Origin of the sequence: Methanosphaera sp. WGK6 (assembly GCF_001729965.1) — an archaeon.
Taxonomy (GTDB): domain Archaea; phylum Methanobacteriota; class Methanobacteria; order Methanobacteriales; family Methanobacteriaceae; genus Methanosphaera.
Map to the genome: position 1 here is coordinate 172,575 of NZ_JRWK01000001.1, position 19,283 is coordinate 191,857.

General features: G+C 29.6%; 14 protein-coding genes and 1 tRNA gene. 13 read left to right on the top strand and 2 right to left on the bottom strand.

The window, feature by feature from the left end; all coding sequences use genetic code 11:
- The first annotated feature begins 23 nt into the window (after positions 1-23).
- Positions 24-536, top strand: a complete 513-nt coding sequence (locus NL43_RS00865) for a hypothetical protein (protein WP_069592085.1) — start codon at positions 24-26, stop codon at positions 534-536.
- 130 nt (positions 537-666) lie between these two features.
- Here the strand turns inward: NL43_RS00865 and NL43_RS00870 are convergent, their stop codons facing one another.
- Positions 667-1,827, bottom strand: coding sequence for a thiolase domain-containing protein (locus tag NL43_RS00870; RefSeq protein WP_069592086.1), 1,161 nt, complete (start codon positions 1,825-1,827; stop codon positions 667-669).
- Between the two features lie 44 nt (positions 1,828-1,871).
- Entirely contained in the window at positions 1,872-2,912 is a 1,041-nt protein-coding gene (locus NL43_RS00875; protein ID WP_069592087.1) for a hydroxymethylglutaryl-CoA synthase, read from the bottom strand.
- Positions 2,913-3,282: 370 nt separating this feature from the next.
- On the opposite strand from NL43_RS00875, the gene NL43_RS00880 reads away from it, so the two are divergent.
- From NL43_RS00880 to thsA, 12 genes are all read left to right on the top strand, one after another.
- Complete coding sequence (locus tag NL43_RS00880; RefSeq protein WP_069592088.1) at positions 3,283-4,188, top strand: hypothetical protein; 906 nt, start codon at positions 3,283-3,285, stop codon at positions 4,186-4,188.
- A gap of 178 nt (positions 4,189-4,366) precedes the next feature.
- Positions 4,367-4,741: a metalloregulator ArsR/SmtB family transcription factor gene (locus tag NL43_RS00885; RefSeq protein ID WP_069592089.1), complete on the top strand. Its 375-nt coding sequence runs from the start codon at positions 4,367-4,369 to the stop codon at positions 4,739-4,741.
- 21 nt (positions 4,742-4,762) lie between these two features.
- Positions 4,763-7,258 (top strand): cation-translocating P-type ATPase, encoded by a 2,496-nt coding sequence (locus NL43_RS00890; RefSeq protein ID WP_069592090.1) that lies wholly within the window; start codon positions 4,763-4,765, stop codon positions 7,256-7,258.
- Positions 7,259-7,420: 162 nt separating this feature from the next.
- Positions 7,421-7,491, top strand: a tRNA-Cys gene (locus NL43_RS00895).
- Positions 7,492-7,619: 128 nt separating this feature from the next.
- The gene (gene cysS, locus NL43_RS00900; protein WP_198923173.1) at positions 7,620-8,996 is read left to right on the top strand and encodes a cysteine--tRNA ligase; all 1,377 of its coding nucleotides are present in this window, start codon (positions 7,620-7,622) and stop codon (positions 8,994-8,996) included.
- Between the two features lie 185 nt (positions 8,997-9,181).
- Entirely contained in the window at positions 9,182-9,802 is a 621-nt protein-coding gene (locus NL43_RS00905) for a 4Fe-4S dicluster domain-containing protein (RefSeq protein ID WP_241776192.1), read from the top strand.
- A gap of 2 nt (positions 9,803-9,804) precedes the next feature.
- Positions 9,805-10,779 carry a ferredoxin:CoB-CoM heterodisulfide reductase subunit HdrB gene (gene hdrB / locus NL43_RS00910; RefSeq protein ID WP_069592092.1) on the top strand — a complete coding sequence of 325 codons (975 nt, stop codon included), beginning with the start codon at positions 9,805-9,807 and terminating at the stop codon, positions 10,777-10,779.
- Positions 10,772-13,090, top strand: a complete 2,319-nt coding sequence (locus tag NL43_RS00915) for an FAD-dependent oxidoreductase (RefSeq protein ID WP_069592093.1) — start codon at positions 10,772-10,774, stop codon at positions 13,088-13,090. Before hdrB ends, NL43_RS00915 begins: the two co-directional genes overlap by 8 nt.
- A gap of 37 nt (positions 13,091-13,127) precedes the next feature.
- The gene (locus NL43_RS00920) at positions 13,128-13,370 is read left to right on the top strand and encodes a UvrD-helicase domain-containing protein (RefSeq protein WP_069592094.1); all 243 of its coding nucleotides are present in this window, start codon (positions 13,128-13,130) and stop codon (positions 13,368-13,370) included.
- On the top strand, positions 13,336-15,333 hold the full coding sequence (locus NL43_RS00925) for a UvrD-helicase domain-containing protein (RefSeq protein ID WP_069592095.1): 1,998 nt from the start codon (positions 13,336-13,338) through the stop codon (positions 15,331-15,333). Before NL43_RS00920 ends, NL43_RS00925 begins: the two co-directional genes overlap by 35 nt.
- Positions 15,334-15,827: 494 nt before the next feature.
- Positions 15,828-17,207 carry a 2,3-diphosphoglycerate synthetase gene (locus NL43_RS00930; RefSeq protein WP_069592096.1) on the top strand — a complete coding sequence of 460 codons (1,380 nt, stop codon included), beginning with the start codon at positions 15,828-15,830 and terminating at the stop codon, positions 17,205-17,207.
- Positions 17,208-17,494: 287 nt separating this feature from the next.
- Positions 17,495-19,102, top strand: a complete 1,608-nt coding sequence (gene thsA, locus NL43_RS00935; protein WP_069592097.1) for a thermosome subunit alpha — start codon at positions 17,495-17,497, stop codon at positions 19,100-19,102.
- Positions 19,103-19,283 lie beyond the last annotated feature (181 nt).

Below are 19,283 nucleotides of genomic sequence, written 5' to 3' on the forward strand. Positions count from 1 at the left end.
AATATAATCGAGGAGGATTTATTGTGGATAAAATTTTAGATTTTAATGACATGCTCTTTGGAGATTTAACAGAATATAAGAAATTAGTTGTAAGTTTAATTGAATCTTTAAAAATAGTAACTCCAGTTACTTTTTTGAATATGGGTAGTTCCTCACAAAAAGGACTTTCAACAATAATTGTAAGAGAAGTAGTGGATTTAATTTTAGATTCCTTTGATAAAATTGCCGATAATTTACAGGCTAATGATTTAATATCTCATGAATTTCCACTATTTTTAGAAACAAAAGAAATGGTGGAATGTCTTTTAATGGATCCTGTATATGATTCTGAAATGTATTTAAATTTAGCAATGACTTTAACCTCTGAATTTTTTACATTACTTGAAGTTAAATTATTATTATTTGATGGATATGCTATGGAAGTTGAAGCTCCTGGGCATGTACTAGAAGAATATGATAAAGAATTAGATAAATATTTAGTTAAGTTTGATCAATATAAAGCGGAATTCATAGAACTTCGTGATGATGCAATTTAAGTTTACTCTTGTTTTTTTTTATTTAAAATAATCCTTTAAATTTTTTTTATTTTTAACATAATGACTATTAATAGTGTTGTTTTGTCTTGATGAAATTTATAAAAATAAGTAAGAAGAGGAGGTTATAGTTTTATTTTCTATTTTTGGATAGGATATGTACTGCTGCTGTTCCACCAGTTCCTCCAATATTGAGTGTGATACCGTTTTCTGCATCTTGTACTTGTCTTTTTCCTGCTTCTCCACGTAATTGCCATGTAATTTCAGCTATTTGTGCAATACCTGTTGCTCCTAGTGGATGACCTCTTGCTTTTAATCCTCCAGATGGATTTACAGATATTTCTCCATCTCTTTCAATAAGGCCATCTTCAATTGCTTGTCCACCTTTTCCTTTTTCAAAGAAACCTAAATCTTCAATAGCAATTAATCCATTGATACTGAAACAGTCATGTACTTCTGCTAAATCCATGTCTTTTGCTGTTAATCCTGCAATTTCATATGCTTTGCGGGATGCAAATTTTGTGGATTCTATTGTGGTTAAACTTTTTCTACTGTGTAATGCTATTGTATCTGATGCTTGTGTGGATGCTCTTACATAAATTGGGGTGTCAGTATATTTGTGTGCTTCATCAGCAGGACATACTATAACTGCTGCTGCTCCGTCTGATACTGGTGAACAGTCTAATATGTTTAATGGTGATGCTACTTTTGTTGAATTTAGTACTGCATCAACACTTATTTCTCTTTGGAATTGTGCTTTAGGGTTTAGTGCTCCATTTTTGTGTCCTAATACTGCAAATCCTGCAATTTGTTCACGAGTTGTACCATATTCATGCATATGTCTTTGAGCCATCATTGCATATAGTGATGGGAATGTAACTCCATGTTGTGCTTCCCATTCTTGGTCTGCAGCTGCTGCAATTGCGGGTGTTGCATCTACAACATCAGTCATTTTTTCCACACCTGCAGCCATTACTCTATCATAGTAACCAGAAGCTACTGCCATGATTGCTTGTCTTAAAGCTAATCCTCCTGAGGCACATGCTGCTTCGACTCTTGTTGCAGGGATTGGTGTTAATCCTGAGTGTTCTGCAATTAATGATCCTATGTGTTCTTGACCTACAAATAATCCTCCAGACATATTTCCTATGTACATAGCTTCTATGTCTTCTCCGTTCATATTTGCATCTCTTATAGCATCTACTCCAGCTTCTACAACTAAGTCTCTAAAAGATTTCTCCCATAGTTCTCCGAATTTTGTTTGGGAAACTCCTACTATTGCTACGTCTCTCATTATTTCTCCTCCGTTTATATTAATTTTTTTTATTTTAACTAAGCTTAATCCATTCTAATTTTTCCTTTGAATTTAGCATAGGTTGCATAATCAACATAAGTTAGGTTTTTCTGAATTTCATCTAATGTTTTAGCTTTGTTTCTAGTTTCTTCTATTCTATCATTTACTTTTATTGTAAATGCGTCACTTCCAGCTCCTGATCCGTAAGATACAGCAAATATTTTATCACCTGGTTTTGCAATATCAAGAACAGATGCAAGACCTAATGGTGTAGCTCCGGAGTATGTGTTTCCAATATTTGGTGTTAATAATCCTTGGTTGTATTGTTCTTCGGTGAAACCTAATTTTCTTGCTGCTCTTATGTAGAATTTACCATTTGGTTGATGGAATACTGCATAATCATAATCCTCAGAAGTAGTCCCGGTTTCTTCTAACATTCTGTTTGCTGCTCCAAGCACGTGTTTGAAGTATGCTGGTTCTCCTGTGAATCTTCCACCATGTGATGGGTATGCTTGTCCTTCTCTTCTGTAGAAGTCAGGAGTATCAGTGGTAAAACTGCATGTTTTTTCAATATCTGCAATGGTATTATCTTCACCTATAATAAATGCAGCTCCTCCTGCAGATGCAGTGTATTCTAATGCATCTCCTGGTGCTCCTTGTGATGTATCAGCTCCAATTGCTAGTCCATATTTTATCATACCTGATTTTACAAGACCTACTGCAGCTTGAATACCTGCAGTTCCTGCTTTACATGCAAATTCTAGGTCTGCTGCTGTTAAATTTGGTGTTGCTTGTATAGCATCAGCAACTATTGTTGCGGTTGGTTTTACTGCATATGGATGTGATTCTGATCCTACATATATTGCTCCAATATCTTGCGGATTAATTTCTGCACGTTTTAATGCACGTCTCGCTGCTTCAACTGCAATTGTTACTGTATCTTCATCTGGTCCTGGTACTGATTTTTGATTTACGACTAATCCTTTTGAAATAGAGTTTGGGTCGTCTCCCCATACTTTAGCAATTTCTTCTACTTTTATTCTGTAAGAGGGAACATGAGCTCCATATCCAACAATTCCTGTCATTTTATCACCCTTGCTGTATTATTTAATAATGTTTCTTTTTCTGCAATTGCAGATTAATTATATTGGTAAATATAATGTCTATTAGAATTTATTATTTTTAATTATATTAATTAAATCTTAGTTTATTCAAATTAATATATTTATTTATAATGTTGTGCTTTTTTTTGATTTAATATTTTATTTTTTAGTAAATTATAAACATTAATCTTTATAAATTTATTATATATATTATAAAAAATTGAGGGTTTTATTACTTTTTTAAAAGAATGATATAATCGTGTATGATTTATATTGATTAAGCAAGAAAATCCTCTTAGATTGTATATTATTTTGTGATATATTTTCTAGAAATTAATTTGAGGTAATATTTATGTATGGTGACTCAGGAAGTCTTCCATTAAATCCTTCAAGAATTATTATTTTATTAATAATTGCGATAATAGCAGTATTTGCAGTTACTATTATGTTAAATGGTGGTACATCTACTTCTGTAGAGAATAATACAACTGAGGTTGTAAATGATACTGGAGATTTGGATAGTGTTCAGGAAACAATTATTGGTAATAATAGTATGGGTAGTGTGATTAAGTATTCTACATATGGTAATCCTGATTCTAGTATTAAGGTTGCTTTGATTGTAGGTGTGGATCAGAAAAAACAAGGACCAACTTCTATTGTTTCAACTCTTGAAGATATGGAAAATCTAAAATATGCTTATGACATATACGTGATTAATACTACAAATGATGATAGTAGTGATGATACTAATAATACTACAAGTAATCTTACATTAAACAATAAAACTGAGTCTTTAGCTAAAGAATATGCAGTCCCAGATATGATAAAAAATAATTATAATTTAACTGTGGATATTCATAGTGCTGATGATTCTAATTCATATGTATTTGTACCTTCAGATGATACTTATACTTCTAAACAAGTTGTGAGTTATATTTCAAATAATACTGATGTAAAAAAATATACTCCTGATTCCTATTCTTTCACAAAGTCAGTGTCAGGACCATTACTTTCAAATAATATTGCATCAATAGTTTATGTTACAAATCAATATTATTCTAATGGAACCGCTCAAGAAGTAGTTAATGTAATTAGTGTAATTGATACATTTGATTTTGAAAATATTGATATGACTATAACAACTGAGAATACATCTGTAGATGATGCGAATACAACTAATAGTACAAAAAATACAAGTAAAACAAATCAAACTACAAATTCCACGAAGAATACTGGAAATGTAGAAATTGATGAATAATGTATGTTATTTTTTGTATACTTTTTTGAACATGGTCATGGTAATTATGGCCATGTTATTACTTTTTTTTTGAATTTTCACATGTTTTAATTTTTTTTCTTATTCATATTTTTTTATTTTTTTTCAAAAACTTTTATATGTACATATGAACAAATACTCATATGTAAGAGTGATTTAAATGAATAAAGATGATTTTTTCAATGACGGAGATGACATATGTAGCATAACAGTACTACATGAAGAACAGATAAAACGAGCAAAAGAAGAACTATTAAGTGAAAGTACCTACATGGAATTGTCTGAAACATTTAAAATCTTTGGAAATCCCACACGACTCAAAATCATGTCCTTATTAGCAGTAGAAGATTTATGTGTATGTGATATTTGTGAATCATTAGATATGAGTCAATCAGCAGTATCTCATCAATTAAGGACTTTACGAAGTAAAAACCTAGTAAAATACGTCAAAGAAGGAAAACAAGCAAGATATTCCTTAGCAGATAAACATGTGATAGAAATTCTAAAAATAGGAATAGATCATGTATTAGAATAAAAAAATAATGAAGGTGGACTAATGGAAAATACCACTAATAATGAAAATAATGTCTGTTATAATCCAGAATGTAAAAAAAGAAAATGTTATGATCCAGAACATTATAATTTTATATGTATGGATCCTGACTGTGAAAATATACACTGTGAAAATAACAAACATTACAATAAAAATCTATTAAAAGAATACCAAGAACATACTGATTTCAGTGTCTATGAACACAAAGAAGACATAGATTACAGTAAAGATGTAAAAGTAAGCATATGTAGTTGTGGAGATTGTCATGATGATGACTCCCAGAATCAAGAAGATAATTCAGTAGATGTATGCACTGATGAAGAATGCACATGTCATAGCAATAAAGAACATGATGCTGATTGTCACGATGATGACTGTTGTTGTGACGACGACGATTGCTGTGATGATGAGTGTAGTTGTCATGATGATGACTGTTGTTGTGACGATGACGATTGCTGTGATGATGAGTGTAGTTGTCATGATGATGACTGTTGTTGTGACGATGATGATTGCTGTGATGATGAGTGTAGTTGTCATGATGAAGGAAACATCAAAATTTGTAACTGTGGGGACTGTTGTGATGATGACGATGATGAAGATGTAATACAAGAAGGAATACCTTTAATTAAAAATAGATCTATTCAAATCATAGTAAGCAGTGGACTATTGTTTGTAATAGGACATATTCTAGAATATTTCTCAGTATACAATGGAATACCAGCAACAATTGTTTTTGCTCTAGGTGCAGTAATAGCTGGTTATGACATAGCAGTAATGGCTAAAAATGCATTAAAAAGACATAATATTAGTCCAGCAGTACTAATGTGTATTGCAGCAGTAGCCTCATTTTTAATAGGACATCCTGAAGAAGGTGCTGCGGTAACATTCTTGTACTTTATATCTGAATTCCTTGAAGACTACTCCGAACAAAGAGCACAACATTCAATTAAATCATTAGTTGAAATAGCACCAGAAACTGCAAGAGTAAAAGTAGGAAATAGTGAAGAAATACGTTCAATAGACACGGTTAAAATCAATGAAATAGTAATAGTAAAACCTGGAGATAAAGTTCCATTAGATGGAAAAGTAATTTCAGGGGTATCTACAATTAATCAAGCATCAATCACTGGAGAAAGTGTACCTGTAACTAAAAGAGTAGATGATGAAGTATTTGCAGGAACTGTAAATCAAGAGGGATATCTAGAAATAAAAGTAACTAAAGCAGCAAAAGATAGTGTAATTTCAAAAATAGTTACATTAGTAAAAAATTCTCAATTAAACAGATCACATACAGAAACATTGGTAGAAAAAATTGCTAAATACTATACTCCTATAATTGTAATAATAACGGCATGTGTGGCATTTATACCACCATTATTCTTTGGAGGGGATTTAGTAAGCTGGGTGTACAGAGCACTTTCATTAATGGTAATATCATGTCCATGTGCATTCTTAATATCTACTCCAATAGGTATGGTTTCTGCAATAACATCTGCAACTAGAAAAGGCGTACTTATTAAAGGAAGTAGTTATGTTGAAGAAATGCGTAAAATTAAAGCAGTAATCTTTGATAAAACAGGAACTCTCACTGAAGGAAAACTACAATTAACTGACATAGTATTACTTTCTGATAACTATTCAGAAAATGATTTACTTAGAATAGCAGCATCACTAGAAACTAAATCAAACCATCCAATTGGCAAAGCAATAAAAACTTATGCTGAAGAACAAAATGTTGAATTAAATGAAATTGAACAATTTAAAGATGTGCCAGGAAAAGGAATAGTTGGAGAAATCAATGGTGAAAAATATTATGCAGCTAATGAATCACTTATTGAAGGTTCTGATTTCAATGTATCTAACGATGATGTGGTAAAATATGTTAATGATGGAAAAACAGTGGTATTTATTGGAAATAAAACAGAAGTTATTGGTATAATTTATGTGATGGATAAAATACGTGATGAAAGTAAAAATGTAATTGAAAACTTAAATAAATCAGGTATAAAAACAATAATGTTAACTGGTGATAATAAAATAGCTGCACATGCTGTGGCAGATGAAATCGGAATAAATTATGTATATTCTAATTTATTACCTGAAGATAAATTAAACATATTAGATACAATCCGAAATAAATTTGGTGATGTAGCAATGGTGGGGGATGGAATAAATGATGCTCCAGCATTAGCTAGAGCTAATATCGGAATTGCAATGGGTGCAGCAGGATCTGATGTAGCAATAGAAACAGCAGATATTGCTTTAATGCAAGATGATTTAACTAAATTACCTTATTTATTTAAATTAAGTATCAAAACTGATAATATCATAAAACAAAATATTGTTACAGCATTATCTATAAAATTCCTATTCGTAATACTTGCAATACTAGGTTTAATCACTCTAATGATGGCAGTAGGTATAGGGGACTTGGGGTTAACATTACTTGTAATTCTTAATTCATTTAGAATTGGAATAGTAAAAGATCCAATATTTTAGATATTGTTTCTTTTATAAATTTTATTTTTTTTCGATTTTTGAGTGATGTTTATATAAAGTTATTTGGTGGACAATCTTATACTTACTTTACCATAAAGTTTATATATTATATATGGAATATATAGTAATGTTCATTAAAAAACTAATTTTATTTTTACATATGCCAAGGTGACCGAGCGGCTAGGTGTGTGGCTGCAGACCATAATACTAGGGTTCAAATCCCTACCTTGGCTTTTATAATTACTAATTTTACACTATTATACAAGATTATTTTATTAAAAAATTTATAGTTTTAATAATATATTAATAAATATAATTCTCATATATTTCACAATTAATTTTAGGAGTTTTAGATATCATGATTAACGTGTATAACACAATGACTCGAGAAAAAGAAGAATTGAAAGTAAATAATAATAAAATTAAACTATTTGTATGTGGTCCTACTGTATATGATTATTCTCATATTGGTCATGCAAGAACATATATTTCCTTTGATGTAATAGTAAGATATCTTAAACATGAAGGATATTCCGTATTTTATTTACAAAATATCACTGATGTTGATGATAAAATCATTAAACGGGCAAATGAAAATGGTGAAAATCCTCTTGAATTAGCTCATAGATTTGAAAAAGAATATATTGAAGATATGGCTTTGTTAAATGTAAATAATGTTAATTTCTATGCACGTGCAACAGAACATATGGATGAAATAATTAATCAAATACAAGATTTAATAGATAAAGATTTTGCATATGATACTCCAACAGGTGTTTATTTTAATGTAGATAAATTTGAAGAATTTGGAAAATTATCCAATAGAAATTTAGATGATTTACAAAGTAATGTTAGAGTACAAACAGACATTAATAAAAGAGATTCAAAAGATTTTGCATTATGGAAAAAACAAGATGAGGAACCTTTTTGGGATTCACCATGGGGTAAAGGAAGACCTGGATGGCATATTGAAGATACTGCAATAACCGAATCTTACTTTGGTCCTCAATATGATATACATGGTGGAGGTTTAGACTTAATATTCCCTCATCATGATGCAGAAATTGCACAAATGGAAGCAGCTTCAGGTAAGTCACCTCTTGTTCAACATTGGATGCATACAGGATTCTTAAATGTGCGTGGAGAAAAAATGAGTAAATCCTTAGGAAACTTCATAACAATCAAAGAATTACTTAAATTATTTAGTCCAGAAGTATATCGATTCTTTGTATTATCTACTCATTATAGAAGTCCTATAGATTTCAGTGAAGAAATATTAAAACAAGCAGAAAATAGTTTAAAACGTATTCAAAATACAGGTAAACATGTTTTAGATAAATATTGTGAAGATAATCTTCCTGAAGAAGATAACACATGTGTTGTTGATGAATTAAATAATTTTAGAACAAATTTCTTTGATGCTATGAATAATGATTTTAATACTCCTATTGCATTATCTAGTTTGTTTGATTTTACTCATTTATTGAATAAATCATTAAATAATAATGAAATTTCTAAAAATACGTTATCTTTAATAATTGATACTTTAAAAGAAATTGAAAGTATTCTTGGATTTTCATTAATTGCTGAAGAAAGTACTGGTTCTGATTTATCTGATGATTTATTGAACATTATTACTGATGTACGACAAGAGTTAAGATCTAAAAAAGAGTGGGATTTAGCTGATAAAATTAGGGATGATTTAGCTAGTCTGGATATAAGTCTAGAAGATAAATAATTCTCTTTTTACTATTTTTTTTAAATATTTTTTTTATAACAATGTTAAATTTAAATATTTTTAAAAATAAAATATCAAATGGTAGGATTATTAATATAATAAACTGTTAATAAATATATACAGTTACTAAGAAAATAAAATAAAACTATAAAATTTTTTTTAAATATTAATAATAGGTGTTTAATTTGGCAAAAGTTAGACGAAGAGAAATAAAAACCCTTTCAAAAGAAGATGATTTAGCTCATAAAATCTTAAAAGATATAAAAGCATCATCTGGTCTAGGGTTACTTAGATGTGTACAATGTGGGATGTGTGCATCAACATGTCCAGCATCAAGACACTCTGATTATGACTCTCGAGAAATAATAAAAAGAGTTCTTGACAATGATGAAACAATTCTTGAGGATGAAATTATTTGGAATTGTTTTTATTGTTATAACTGTCACAGTATCTGTCCTGTAGGAAACAGTGTATGTGAAGTTAATCAAATTCTAAGACAAATGGCAATAGATGAAGATACAGGTAAAAAACAAGTTGAATCATTTATGAGTTTTGCAGATAGTTATATTGATAAAGGATTAGGTATTATTCCACAAGAATATCATGGACAACTTTCCATAGATTATGGAGAGCACTGGGACAAACTCCAAGAAAAATTAGAAGATGTTCGAGAAAATCTAAAATTAGAAAGTATGTTTTTATTACCTGAAGCTGAAAATGAAGTAGGTAAAACATTGGAAGCAATAGGATTTAAGAATCGGGTAAAAGAAATCAAAGACGTACGTAATAGAAATAAGGGTGGTTAATAGTGGAAGATACAAAAAAATTTATACCTACTAAAGATATTACATTATTCAGAAGTTGTTTAGTTTCTGCAGAATATCCTGGAGTAGAAGCATCTACTAAGTATGTCTTTGATAATCTTGGAATTGAATATGTAATAGATAGAAATCAATCCTGTTGCACAGGCCTTGGGCATTACTATGATATTTTTGATGAATTATCAACAACAGCATTAGCTGCAAGAAATTTTAGTCATGCAATAAAAAATAATCATAAACAATATGTTCCAATGTGTGCAACATGCTATGCAATACTTAAAAATGCTGCAACAATCTTAAATGAAAAAGATGAAGTTAGGGAAGAAATAAATACATCTTTTAGAGAAAATGGATTAGAACATCTCCAGTATACGAAAGGGGATATAAATCCTACAGATAATATAACTCATGTAGTAGACATATTATATTCTTTAAAGGATGAAATTCCAAAACATAAAAAACGAGACTTATCTGGATTAAAAATAGCGACTCATCATGGATGTCACTACTGTAAAGTACATTATAATGATACTCTATGTGGTGTAAGAAATCCCGAAATCATGGATAAAATATGTGAAGTAATGGAAACACCAACAATAGGATGGTATGACCATAAAAAATTAACATGTGGGGGAGGTTTCCGTCAAAGATATGCAAATAGAGAACTATCTCTTGAAGCATCAACAGATAAATTTGAAAGTCTCTATAAAGAAGGAGTAGATTTACTCTTAGTTATGTGTCCTAATTGTCATCTTCAATTTGACAGATATGAACAAGTAATTCAAGAACAAACTGGTCATAAACAATACATGGCTGTTTTAAACATAGCACAACTTGTAGCTCTATACATGGGTGCAGATCCATATAAAGTACTAGGAATACAAACACACACAGTAAATGTTGAACCACTTCTAGATAAATTAGGAATTGAATATGAAAGTGAGGATAATTTACATGAATAATGAACAACAAAAAATTGGAGTATTTCTATGTCATTGTGGTGGAAATATATCTGATGTAATAGACTTAGATAAAATAGAAGAAGAATTATCTAAAAATGAAGATGTAGTTACAATAAAACATCATGAAAATTTATGTTCTCTAGAAGGAAGAAAAATAATCAAGGATCAAATACTACGTGAAGGGTTAGATAGGGTAGTAATATCAGCATGTTCAAAAGTAACACATGGTGAAACATTTCAAAACTACATTAAACCATTAAATCCATATCTTTATGAAATGGCAAATATTAGGGAACAATGTTCATGGGTAACAGAAGACAGTAAAAAAGCTACAAATAAAGCATTATCTTTGATAAATTCTGAAATAGAATCTGTAAAATATGATGAACCTCTAGAAAAAATACCAACACAAGTAAAAAATAAGGTGTTAGTTGTTGGTGCGGGAATATCGGGAATTACTTCAGCAGTTTCTCTTGCAAAACAAGGAATGGAAGTAACGCTCATAGAAAAGAAACCTGCAGTAGGTGGAGCAATGGTTAAGGTAGGTAAGGTATTTTCTCCAGAAAAACTTACTGAAGATTGTGCTGCATGTCTTTTAAATCCTGTAATAAATGAAATGGTACATAATAAAAATATAACATTACTTACTAATACAAAATTAGAACGTTCTGAAAGACGTGCAGGAAACTTTGATGTAATACTTAGAAAAAAACCCGTTTATGTGGATCCAGAGAAATGTACTGGTTGTGGAAGATGTACTGCAGCATGTCCAACAATAGCTCCTGATGAATGGAATGAAGGACTTATAAACAGAAAAGCAATATATAAACCATTTCCTCAAGCAGTTCCAAGTAAATATACGCTTGATGATGAACACTGTATTAAATGTGGGGCCTGTATAAATGTATGTCCTACAAATGCAATAGATCTTGATGCAATTGATGATATTATTTCATTAACAGTAGGATCTGTTGTTATAGCAACAGGTCATCAACGTTTTGATACAAGTAAAAGACCTGAATATGGTCATGAATTATATGAAGATGTTATAAGTCAAATGGAATTAGCACGTATTATTGGTGTAAATGGACCTACGCAGGGTAAATTATTAGTACCTTCAACAGGTAAAGTTCCTCGAAGAGTTGTAATGGTACAATGTGTTGGTTCAAGAGATCAACTTCCTGGAGGACATAAATATTGTTCAAAAGTATGTTGTATGGTAGCTCTTAAAAATGCTAATCTAATTCGTTCTCACTATCCTGATACTGAGGTTATAATTTGTTATACAGATATGAGAACTCCAGGGGTCTATGAAAAATATTATAAATTTGGACAAGATAATGGTATTGAATTAATAAGAGGACGTCCTGGTGAAATAGCTAAAGAAGATGATTATTTACTTGTACGTGTAGAAGATACCTTAACTGGTATTGAAGAAGAAATACCTACAGATTTAGTAGTATTATCCGCTGCATTAGAATCATCTGAAGGAACAATTGAAGTAGCAAATACATTAAATGTAGCATTAACTGAAGATAATTTTATCAAAGAAAAACATCCAAAAATGAAACCTGTAACTACGGATATTGAAGGTATATTTGTTTGTGGTACAGCACAAGGACCTAAAGATATAACAGACAGTATAATTCAGGCAAATGCTGCTGCAACTAAAATATCTGAGCTAGTTAATGGTGGATTAGAGGTAGAACCATTTATTGCAACAGTAAATGTTAAAAAATGTGTAATGTGTGGTAATTGTGTGGATAATTGTATTTATCAAGCAATTACAAAAAGTAGACATTCTATACATGTGGATGCTATATCTTGTACTGGTTGTGGGGATTGTATTATAACTTGTCCTGAAGAGGCTATAAGTATTCAGGGTCAAAGTGATGATAAATTAGAAGCAAATATAAAAGGTATATTGAAGAATAAAAAGGATGATGAACAGATTATTATTGCATTCTTGGATGATATTGGTAACGTATCTGCGAATAACATGGGAATAAATAGGGTTTCTTGTCCAGACTCTGTACGTATTATTAATGTACCATTTATTAATCGTGTAAAATATAGACATATATATTATGCTTTAACACATGGTGCTGATGGAGTATTTATTGGTGAATATCCTGGTACTTCAAAGCATGAAGAAATACGTGAAAATGTTAACATTATGAAAAAACATTTAGAAGAAGAAGGAATTAATCCAAATAGATTATTAATCCATAGTGTATTCATACCATATTTCAGGGGATTAGCAAATCAATTTAAGGAATTTGATGAAGAATTAAAAATAACTAGTAAATAATTCTTCCTTCCCTCTTTTTTTTATTGGAGGACTTTTTATGATATCAAGGGAGAAATATATTGAATTAGTAAATACAGTTTTAAAAAGAGATTTAAATAAAAATCAAAATCAAAAAGAGGCTATTTTAGCTTCAATTGATGAAAACCAATGTATTGTTGCTGGTCCTGGTAGTGGAAAAACCACTGTTCTTGTTTTAAAAATTTTAAAATATTATTTTGTTGATAATATTAGTTTAAATAATATAATTGTCACTACTTTTACAAAAAAAAGCTGCACGTGAGTTAAAAGAAAGAACTATTTCTTGGGCAAATAAGATAGCCTTATTTCTTGGTGTGGATTTAAAGAATGATTTTGATAATATTCGCATTGGTACATTAGATAGTATTGCAGAGGATTTTGTTTCTGAATATGATGATATTGAAGTAATTGATAATTTTACAGCTTCTGCTTTAATGATGCAAACATTACTTACTGATGAAAGAAATGCTAATAAGAATTTAAAAAAGTTTCTTAAGAAGTTTAAGGATATTCCAAGTGGTATTAATACTTCTGAAATGAATAGTCAAATTCAATCATTAAGAGAACGTATGTATTATGACATGGTTGATTTTGATTCTTTAAAGAGAAATGAAGGTAATTCTGGAATTCTTTTTGAGATTATTGATGAGTATAATAATCAATTAAAAGAAAAAGGACTTCTTGATTATTCCTTACTTGAGAATCGATTTTATAATTTATTAATAACTAGAAGAATAACTAAGTTAGAAAATATTAAAGTATTATTAATTGATGAATATCAGGATACAAATTATCTGCAGGAACAAATTTATTTTAAGATTGCAGAATATGTTAAAGAAAATAATGGTAGTGTGTCTGTTGTAGGTGATGATGATCAATCATTATATAGGTTTAGAGGAGCAGTTATTAATTTATTTACTAAATATAATGAACGCGTTTTTAAACAATTAGGTATTAAATCTAGAATTATTTATTTACAGAAAAATTATCGTTCTACTAGGAATATCATTGATTTTACTAATGATTTTATTCATCTTGATAAGATGTATTTGAATAATCGTACCTCTAATAAGCCATTAATTATTCCATCAGAAACTGCAGAGGAGGGTTTGCCAGTTATGGGTTTATTTAGGAAAAATATTGAGGAATTATCTACAGATTTATCTAATTTGATTTATGATTTTATTAATGGACATGTTAATGTTGTAGAATTGGATGGGAAAAAATATGAAATTTCTCCAAATAAAATCAATCCATCTATAGCAGTTTTAACAAATTCACCAAAAGAAGTGAGTGTTTATAATAAAAAGCGTTTACCTTTTTATATAAGGGAATCTTTGTCTTATAAAGATGAAAATATATTGGTATTTAATCCACGAGGTCAGAACATTGAATCTACAGATATTGTTTCTTTGATTTGTGGGATGATTTTAGTAAGTATAGATTCTGATAGTAAGATACAGGATAGTTTGGATAATTTACCTCCACATACTAAGAAAATTCTAAAAATGTGGAGGGAGTATGTCTTGGAATATGTATCAAGTAATGATAAGGAAATAGTATCTATAAATGATAATGTAGTTATGGATGAATTAATTAAAGATATTGAAGGTGAATGTAAAAATTTGATAGATATGTCTTCTGAAAACTTAATTTTTCATGATATTATAATAGATACGATAACTCAAACAAGTAATGCAATAAGTTTTGATGGTACTCTTTCATCTAAACAGATTTTCTGGCATATTTTAGTGCCTATTGCTTCTGGAGCTATTAATATAGATGATGACATGTTTGAGATAGATATAGATGAAAATGTGAATATAATGTCTATACATCAGTCGAAGGGACTAGAATTTGATGTTGTTATTGTTGATGTAGGTTCGGATATATTGAATAATGCTAGTTCAAATGCATTTAAAAGATTTCCTAAAAGTGGTGGTAAAACATATAGTATAGAAAAATATCTTAGACCATATTCAAGGTTATCTGAGAATTATGATAATGTAAAAGGGGTTGATAATGCATTTAATGATCTTATTAGGAGATATTTTGTGGCATATACACGTGCAAAAAGTATTTTAATACTTGTTGGATTAAATAATATGCGTTATGGTTATAAAAGTGATTTTCAGGATAATATTGAAATTCCTAATGTGGCTACGGGATGGTCCCGTGATAAAGTTTGGCATTGGGATTCCTTGGATAATTTATTAAATATATAGAATTAGTATCTAGTTGGAGGTTAAATTTTTAAAAGAAATAAAGAGTAAATGTTTACTCACTTATCCGTGGTATCTTTTTTCTTTTACTCCTCTTCCTTTTTTGTTTCCTTGTTTTTTGTATCCAGATTTAGGTCTGGTTCTTCTATTGGTTCCTTTGACTTTTGCCATGATTTACCTCCTATATTTTTCTATGATTTATTAATCATTTCATTATCAGTAGTTACGTAACTTTTTTTTGATAATGTCCTTTGACTTAATAATATATTAAGTTTTTTTCATCATGAAATATTATATATAATTATATTTGAAAACAATAATATATATTTTTTCATTTTACAGTGTCGGTTTTAGTATCATTTCATGATTATTTCTATTTCTATTCTAGACATATATTGCAAGTGTAACTTTTATATAATATTATTATTTTTTTTAAAAAGATTTTTTTATCATGTTTATTATATATCATATTAATAAACTACACGGGGATAATACTCATGGACGAAACATCTAAAAAAGTCATATGTCTAGTGGATGGAGAACACTATTTTCCAGTAACAAAATCAGCAATAGATAAAATAGAATCAAAAGGATATAATGTTGAATTATTATTATTCATTGGGGGAACTGAAAAATTAAGGGATACAAATGTGGATGTTATTTCAGAATTTTTTAATAAACCAGTAATATTTGGGGAAAATCATAAAAAAATACCATATAATTTAATAGAAGAAAATATTACCAAGTTCAATGTTGAAATGGTCATTGATTTATCAGATGAACCAGTAATAAATTATTCAAAACGATTTAAAATAGCTACTTCTGTATTAGAACAGGGTGCTATATATAAAGGTCCTGATTTTGAATTTAAACCATTAAAAGAATATGATGTATTAAAAAATCCATCTTATAAAATATTAGGTACAGGTAAACGAATTGGAAAAACAGCGGTATCAGCATATACTGCTCGTTTAATAAATGAAGAAGATAAATTTACACCTTGTATTGTAGCAATGGGTCGTGGAGGTCCTGAAATTCCTGAAATAGTAAGGGGGGATAAAATTAAATTAACTCCTCAATATTTAATGGAAAAATCAAATAAAGGTTTTCATGCAGCATCTGATCATTGGGAAGATGCTTTGATGAGTAGAGTTGTCACTGTTGGATGTAGACGATGTGCTGGTGGTATGGCAGGACAAGTATATATGACAAATATGGTTGAAGGAGCTACTATGACTAATGATTTGGATATAGATCTTGTAGCTATAGAAGGTAGTGGTTCTGCTATTCCTCCTATTAAAACCAATAAACAAATTGTACTTGTTGGAGCAAGTCAATCTATAGATACATTAACTGAATATTTTGGTCCTTATAGGATTAAATTAGCAGATCTTGTTATAGTAACAATGTGTGATGAAGAAATTTGTCCTAAAGAAAAATTAAATTTATTATTGAATAAGATAAATGAAATCAATCCTAATGCTCAGGTTATTCCAACAATTTTCAGACCACATCCTGTTGAATCTATTGAAAATAAAAATGTTTTATTTGCTACAACAGCACCGGAATCAGTACAACATCTATTAAAAGAATATTTGGAAGAAAACTTCAATTGTAATATAATTGAAATTTCATCTAACTTATCTAATAGACCTTTATTACAGGAAGATATTGAAAGAAATATAGATAATGTGGATATTATGTTAACTGAACTTAAGGCAGCTGCAGTAGATGTTGCTACAAAAGATGCTCTTGATAAGAATTTAGATGTGGTTTATTGTGATAATATACCTATAGCTTTAAATGAAAATGATAATCTTGATGAAGCAATATTGAATTTAGTTCATAAAGCAGCAGATGATTTTAATAAGAAATAGTTCTTTTTGTTATCCTTTTTTTATTTTTTTTGAAATTGAAATAGTAAAGTATTTATATAACTTCAAACACCCTTTCATACAATAACTTTATTATATATAATCAATAGAGTATATAATAGTTGGAAAATAATAATTAGAAAAAAATTATTTTTATAAAGTTTCTATTAATTATCATTTCTATATCAGTCTAAGAAACACGATTTTAGTATATTGTTCGTTAAAATTCAATTAATCAGTCTATAATGAATTTATAAATTAATATCTAAATATTTTGGAGGATAATTAATATGGTACAAAATAACCAACAACCATTAATAGTTTTAGCTGATGGTTCAACAAGAACCGTAGGAAGTCAGGCAACTAAAAATAATATAATGGCTGCAAAACTATTATCCAACGCATTAAAAACAACATTAGGTCCAAGAGGAATGGACAAAATGTTAATCAACACAATTGGTGATGTTAAAATAACAAATGATGGTTATACCATCTTAAAAGAAACAGAACCTGATCATCCTGCAGCAAAAATGATTGTAGAACTTGCAAAAACACAAGAAGATGAATATGTTGATGGAACTACAACATCTGTAGTATTAGTTGGAGAAATATTAAAACAAGCAGAAAAATTACTTGAACAAGGAATAGCTATATCAACAATCGTTAAAGGATTAGAAGATGCAAAAAACAAAACATTAGATGTTTTTGAAGATATTGCAATTGAAACTAACGAAGAAGAGCTAATCAATGTTGCAAGAACATCAATGTCTGGAAAAGGATCATTCACAAACCTTGATTCAATGGCAGAAAAACTTGTAAAAGCATTACTCAATGTTGAACAAGATGGTGCAATAGACAAAGACATGATAAAAATCAGAAAAATACACGGAGAAGGAACTGCAGATACAGAAATCACAGAATCCGTAACTATAGATAAAAGTGTATTAGAATCTGAAATGCCTAAAGATGTTAAAAATGCAAAAATAGCATTATTACAATATCCTATTGATGCAAGAGAACTACAAAACGATGCTAAAATAAAACTTACAACACCTGGTGAATATCAAGGATACCTTGATAAAGAAGCAGCAATGCTCGAAGAAGAAGTACAAACAATTGTAAACTCTGGAGCAACAGTTTTATTTAACAACAAAAAAATTAGTGACCTTGGTCAACATTACTTAACAAAAGCTGGAATATTAACAGCTAAAAGAGTAAAAGCAGGAGACCTTGAACGTTTAGCTAAAGCAACTGGTGCTAATATAGTTAACAATATACGTGAACTAACAAGTGATGATCTTGGAGAAGCAGGACATGTATATGAAAGAGAAGTATTCGAAGATAGAGAATACATATTCATAGAAGATTGTAAAAACAAAGGTGTTTTAAACATCATCATCAGAGGAAGTACAAAACACATTACAGACCAATTAGAACAAGCAATTAATGATGCAATTGGTGCAGTAATCAGAGCAAGAAAAGAAAACAAAGCACTTCCTGGTGGAGGAGCAGCAGAAATTGCTGCAGCTAAAGCATTAAGAAAATATGCTAACCAATTCACTGATAAAAAACAATTAGTAATTCTCGCATATGCTGATGCATTAGAACAATTACCTGTAGCTCTTGCTAAAAATGCAGGTATGGATACAATCGATGTATTAACTGAAGCACTAGCAGCACAAGAAGAATCAACAAATATGGGTGTAAATGTAATCAAACGTGAAATCTCTGACATGAAAGAAGATGGAGTTCTTGATTCTAAAAATACAAAAGTAGGAATTGTAGACGCTGCAACAGAAGTATCTGGTGAAATATTACGTATTGATGACGTAGTTGCAACAAAACCAATGACTCCTGTTGGTGGAGACATGCCTGGAACACCTAACCCATACATGTAAATAAGATAAAATAAATTTATCTTATTTTTAACCTTCTTTAAAACAAAATATCTAATTTTATATAATTATACTCAGAAAACTAACTTTCATTATAATTTAGATAATTTTTAATAATTAAAAAAAAGATATATTAAATTATTATTTTATTAATGTAGTCTGGAGGATTAAAGTGCTAGAAATA

Coding starts and splice junctions, on each gene's coding strand:
- NL43_RS00880 (WP_069592088.1), top strand. CDS start 3,283: ATGTATGGTGACTCAGGAAGTCTTCCATTAAATCCTTCAAGAATTATT.
- NL43_RS00915 (WP_069592093.1), top strand. CDS start 10,772: ATGAATAATGAACAACAAAAAATTGGAGTATTTCTATGTCATTGTGGT.
- NL43_RS00885 (WP_069592089.1), top strand. CDS start 4,367: ATGAATAAAGATGATTTTTTCAATGACGGAGATGACATATGTAGCATA.
- NL43_RS00920 (WP_069592094.1), top strand. CDS start 13,128: ATGATATCAAGGGAGAAATATATTGAATTAGTAAATACAGTTTTAAAA.
- NL43_RS00870 (WP_069592086.1), bottom strand. CDS start 1,827: ATGAGAGACGTAGCAATAGTAGGAGTTTCCCAAACAAAATTCGGAGAA.
- thsA (WP_069592097.1), top strand. CDS start 17,495: ATGGTACAAAATAACCAACAACCATTAATAGTTTTAGCTGATGGTTCA.
- NL43_RS00890 (WP_069592090.1), top strand. CDS start 4,763: ATGGAAAATACCACTAATAATGAAAATAATGTCTGTTATAATCCAGAA.
- NL43_RS00930 (WP_069592096.1), top strand. CDS start 15,828: ATGGACGAAACATCTAAAAAAGTCATATGTCTAGTGGATGGAGAACAC.
- NL43_RS00875 (WP_069592087.1), bottom strand. CDS start 2,912: ATGACAGGAATTGTTGGATATGGAGCTCATGTTCCCTCTTACAGAATA.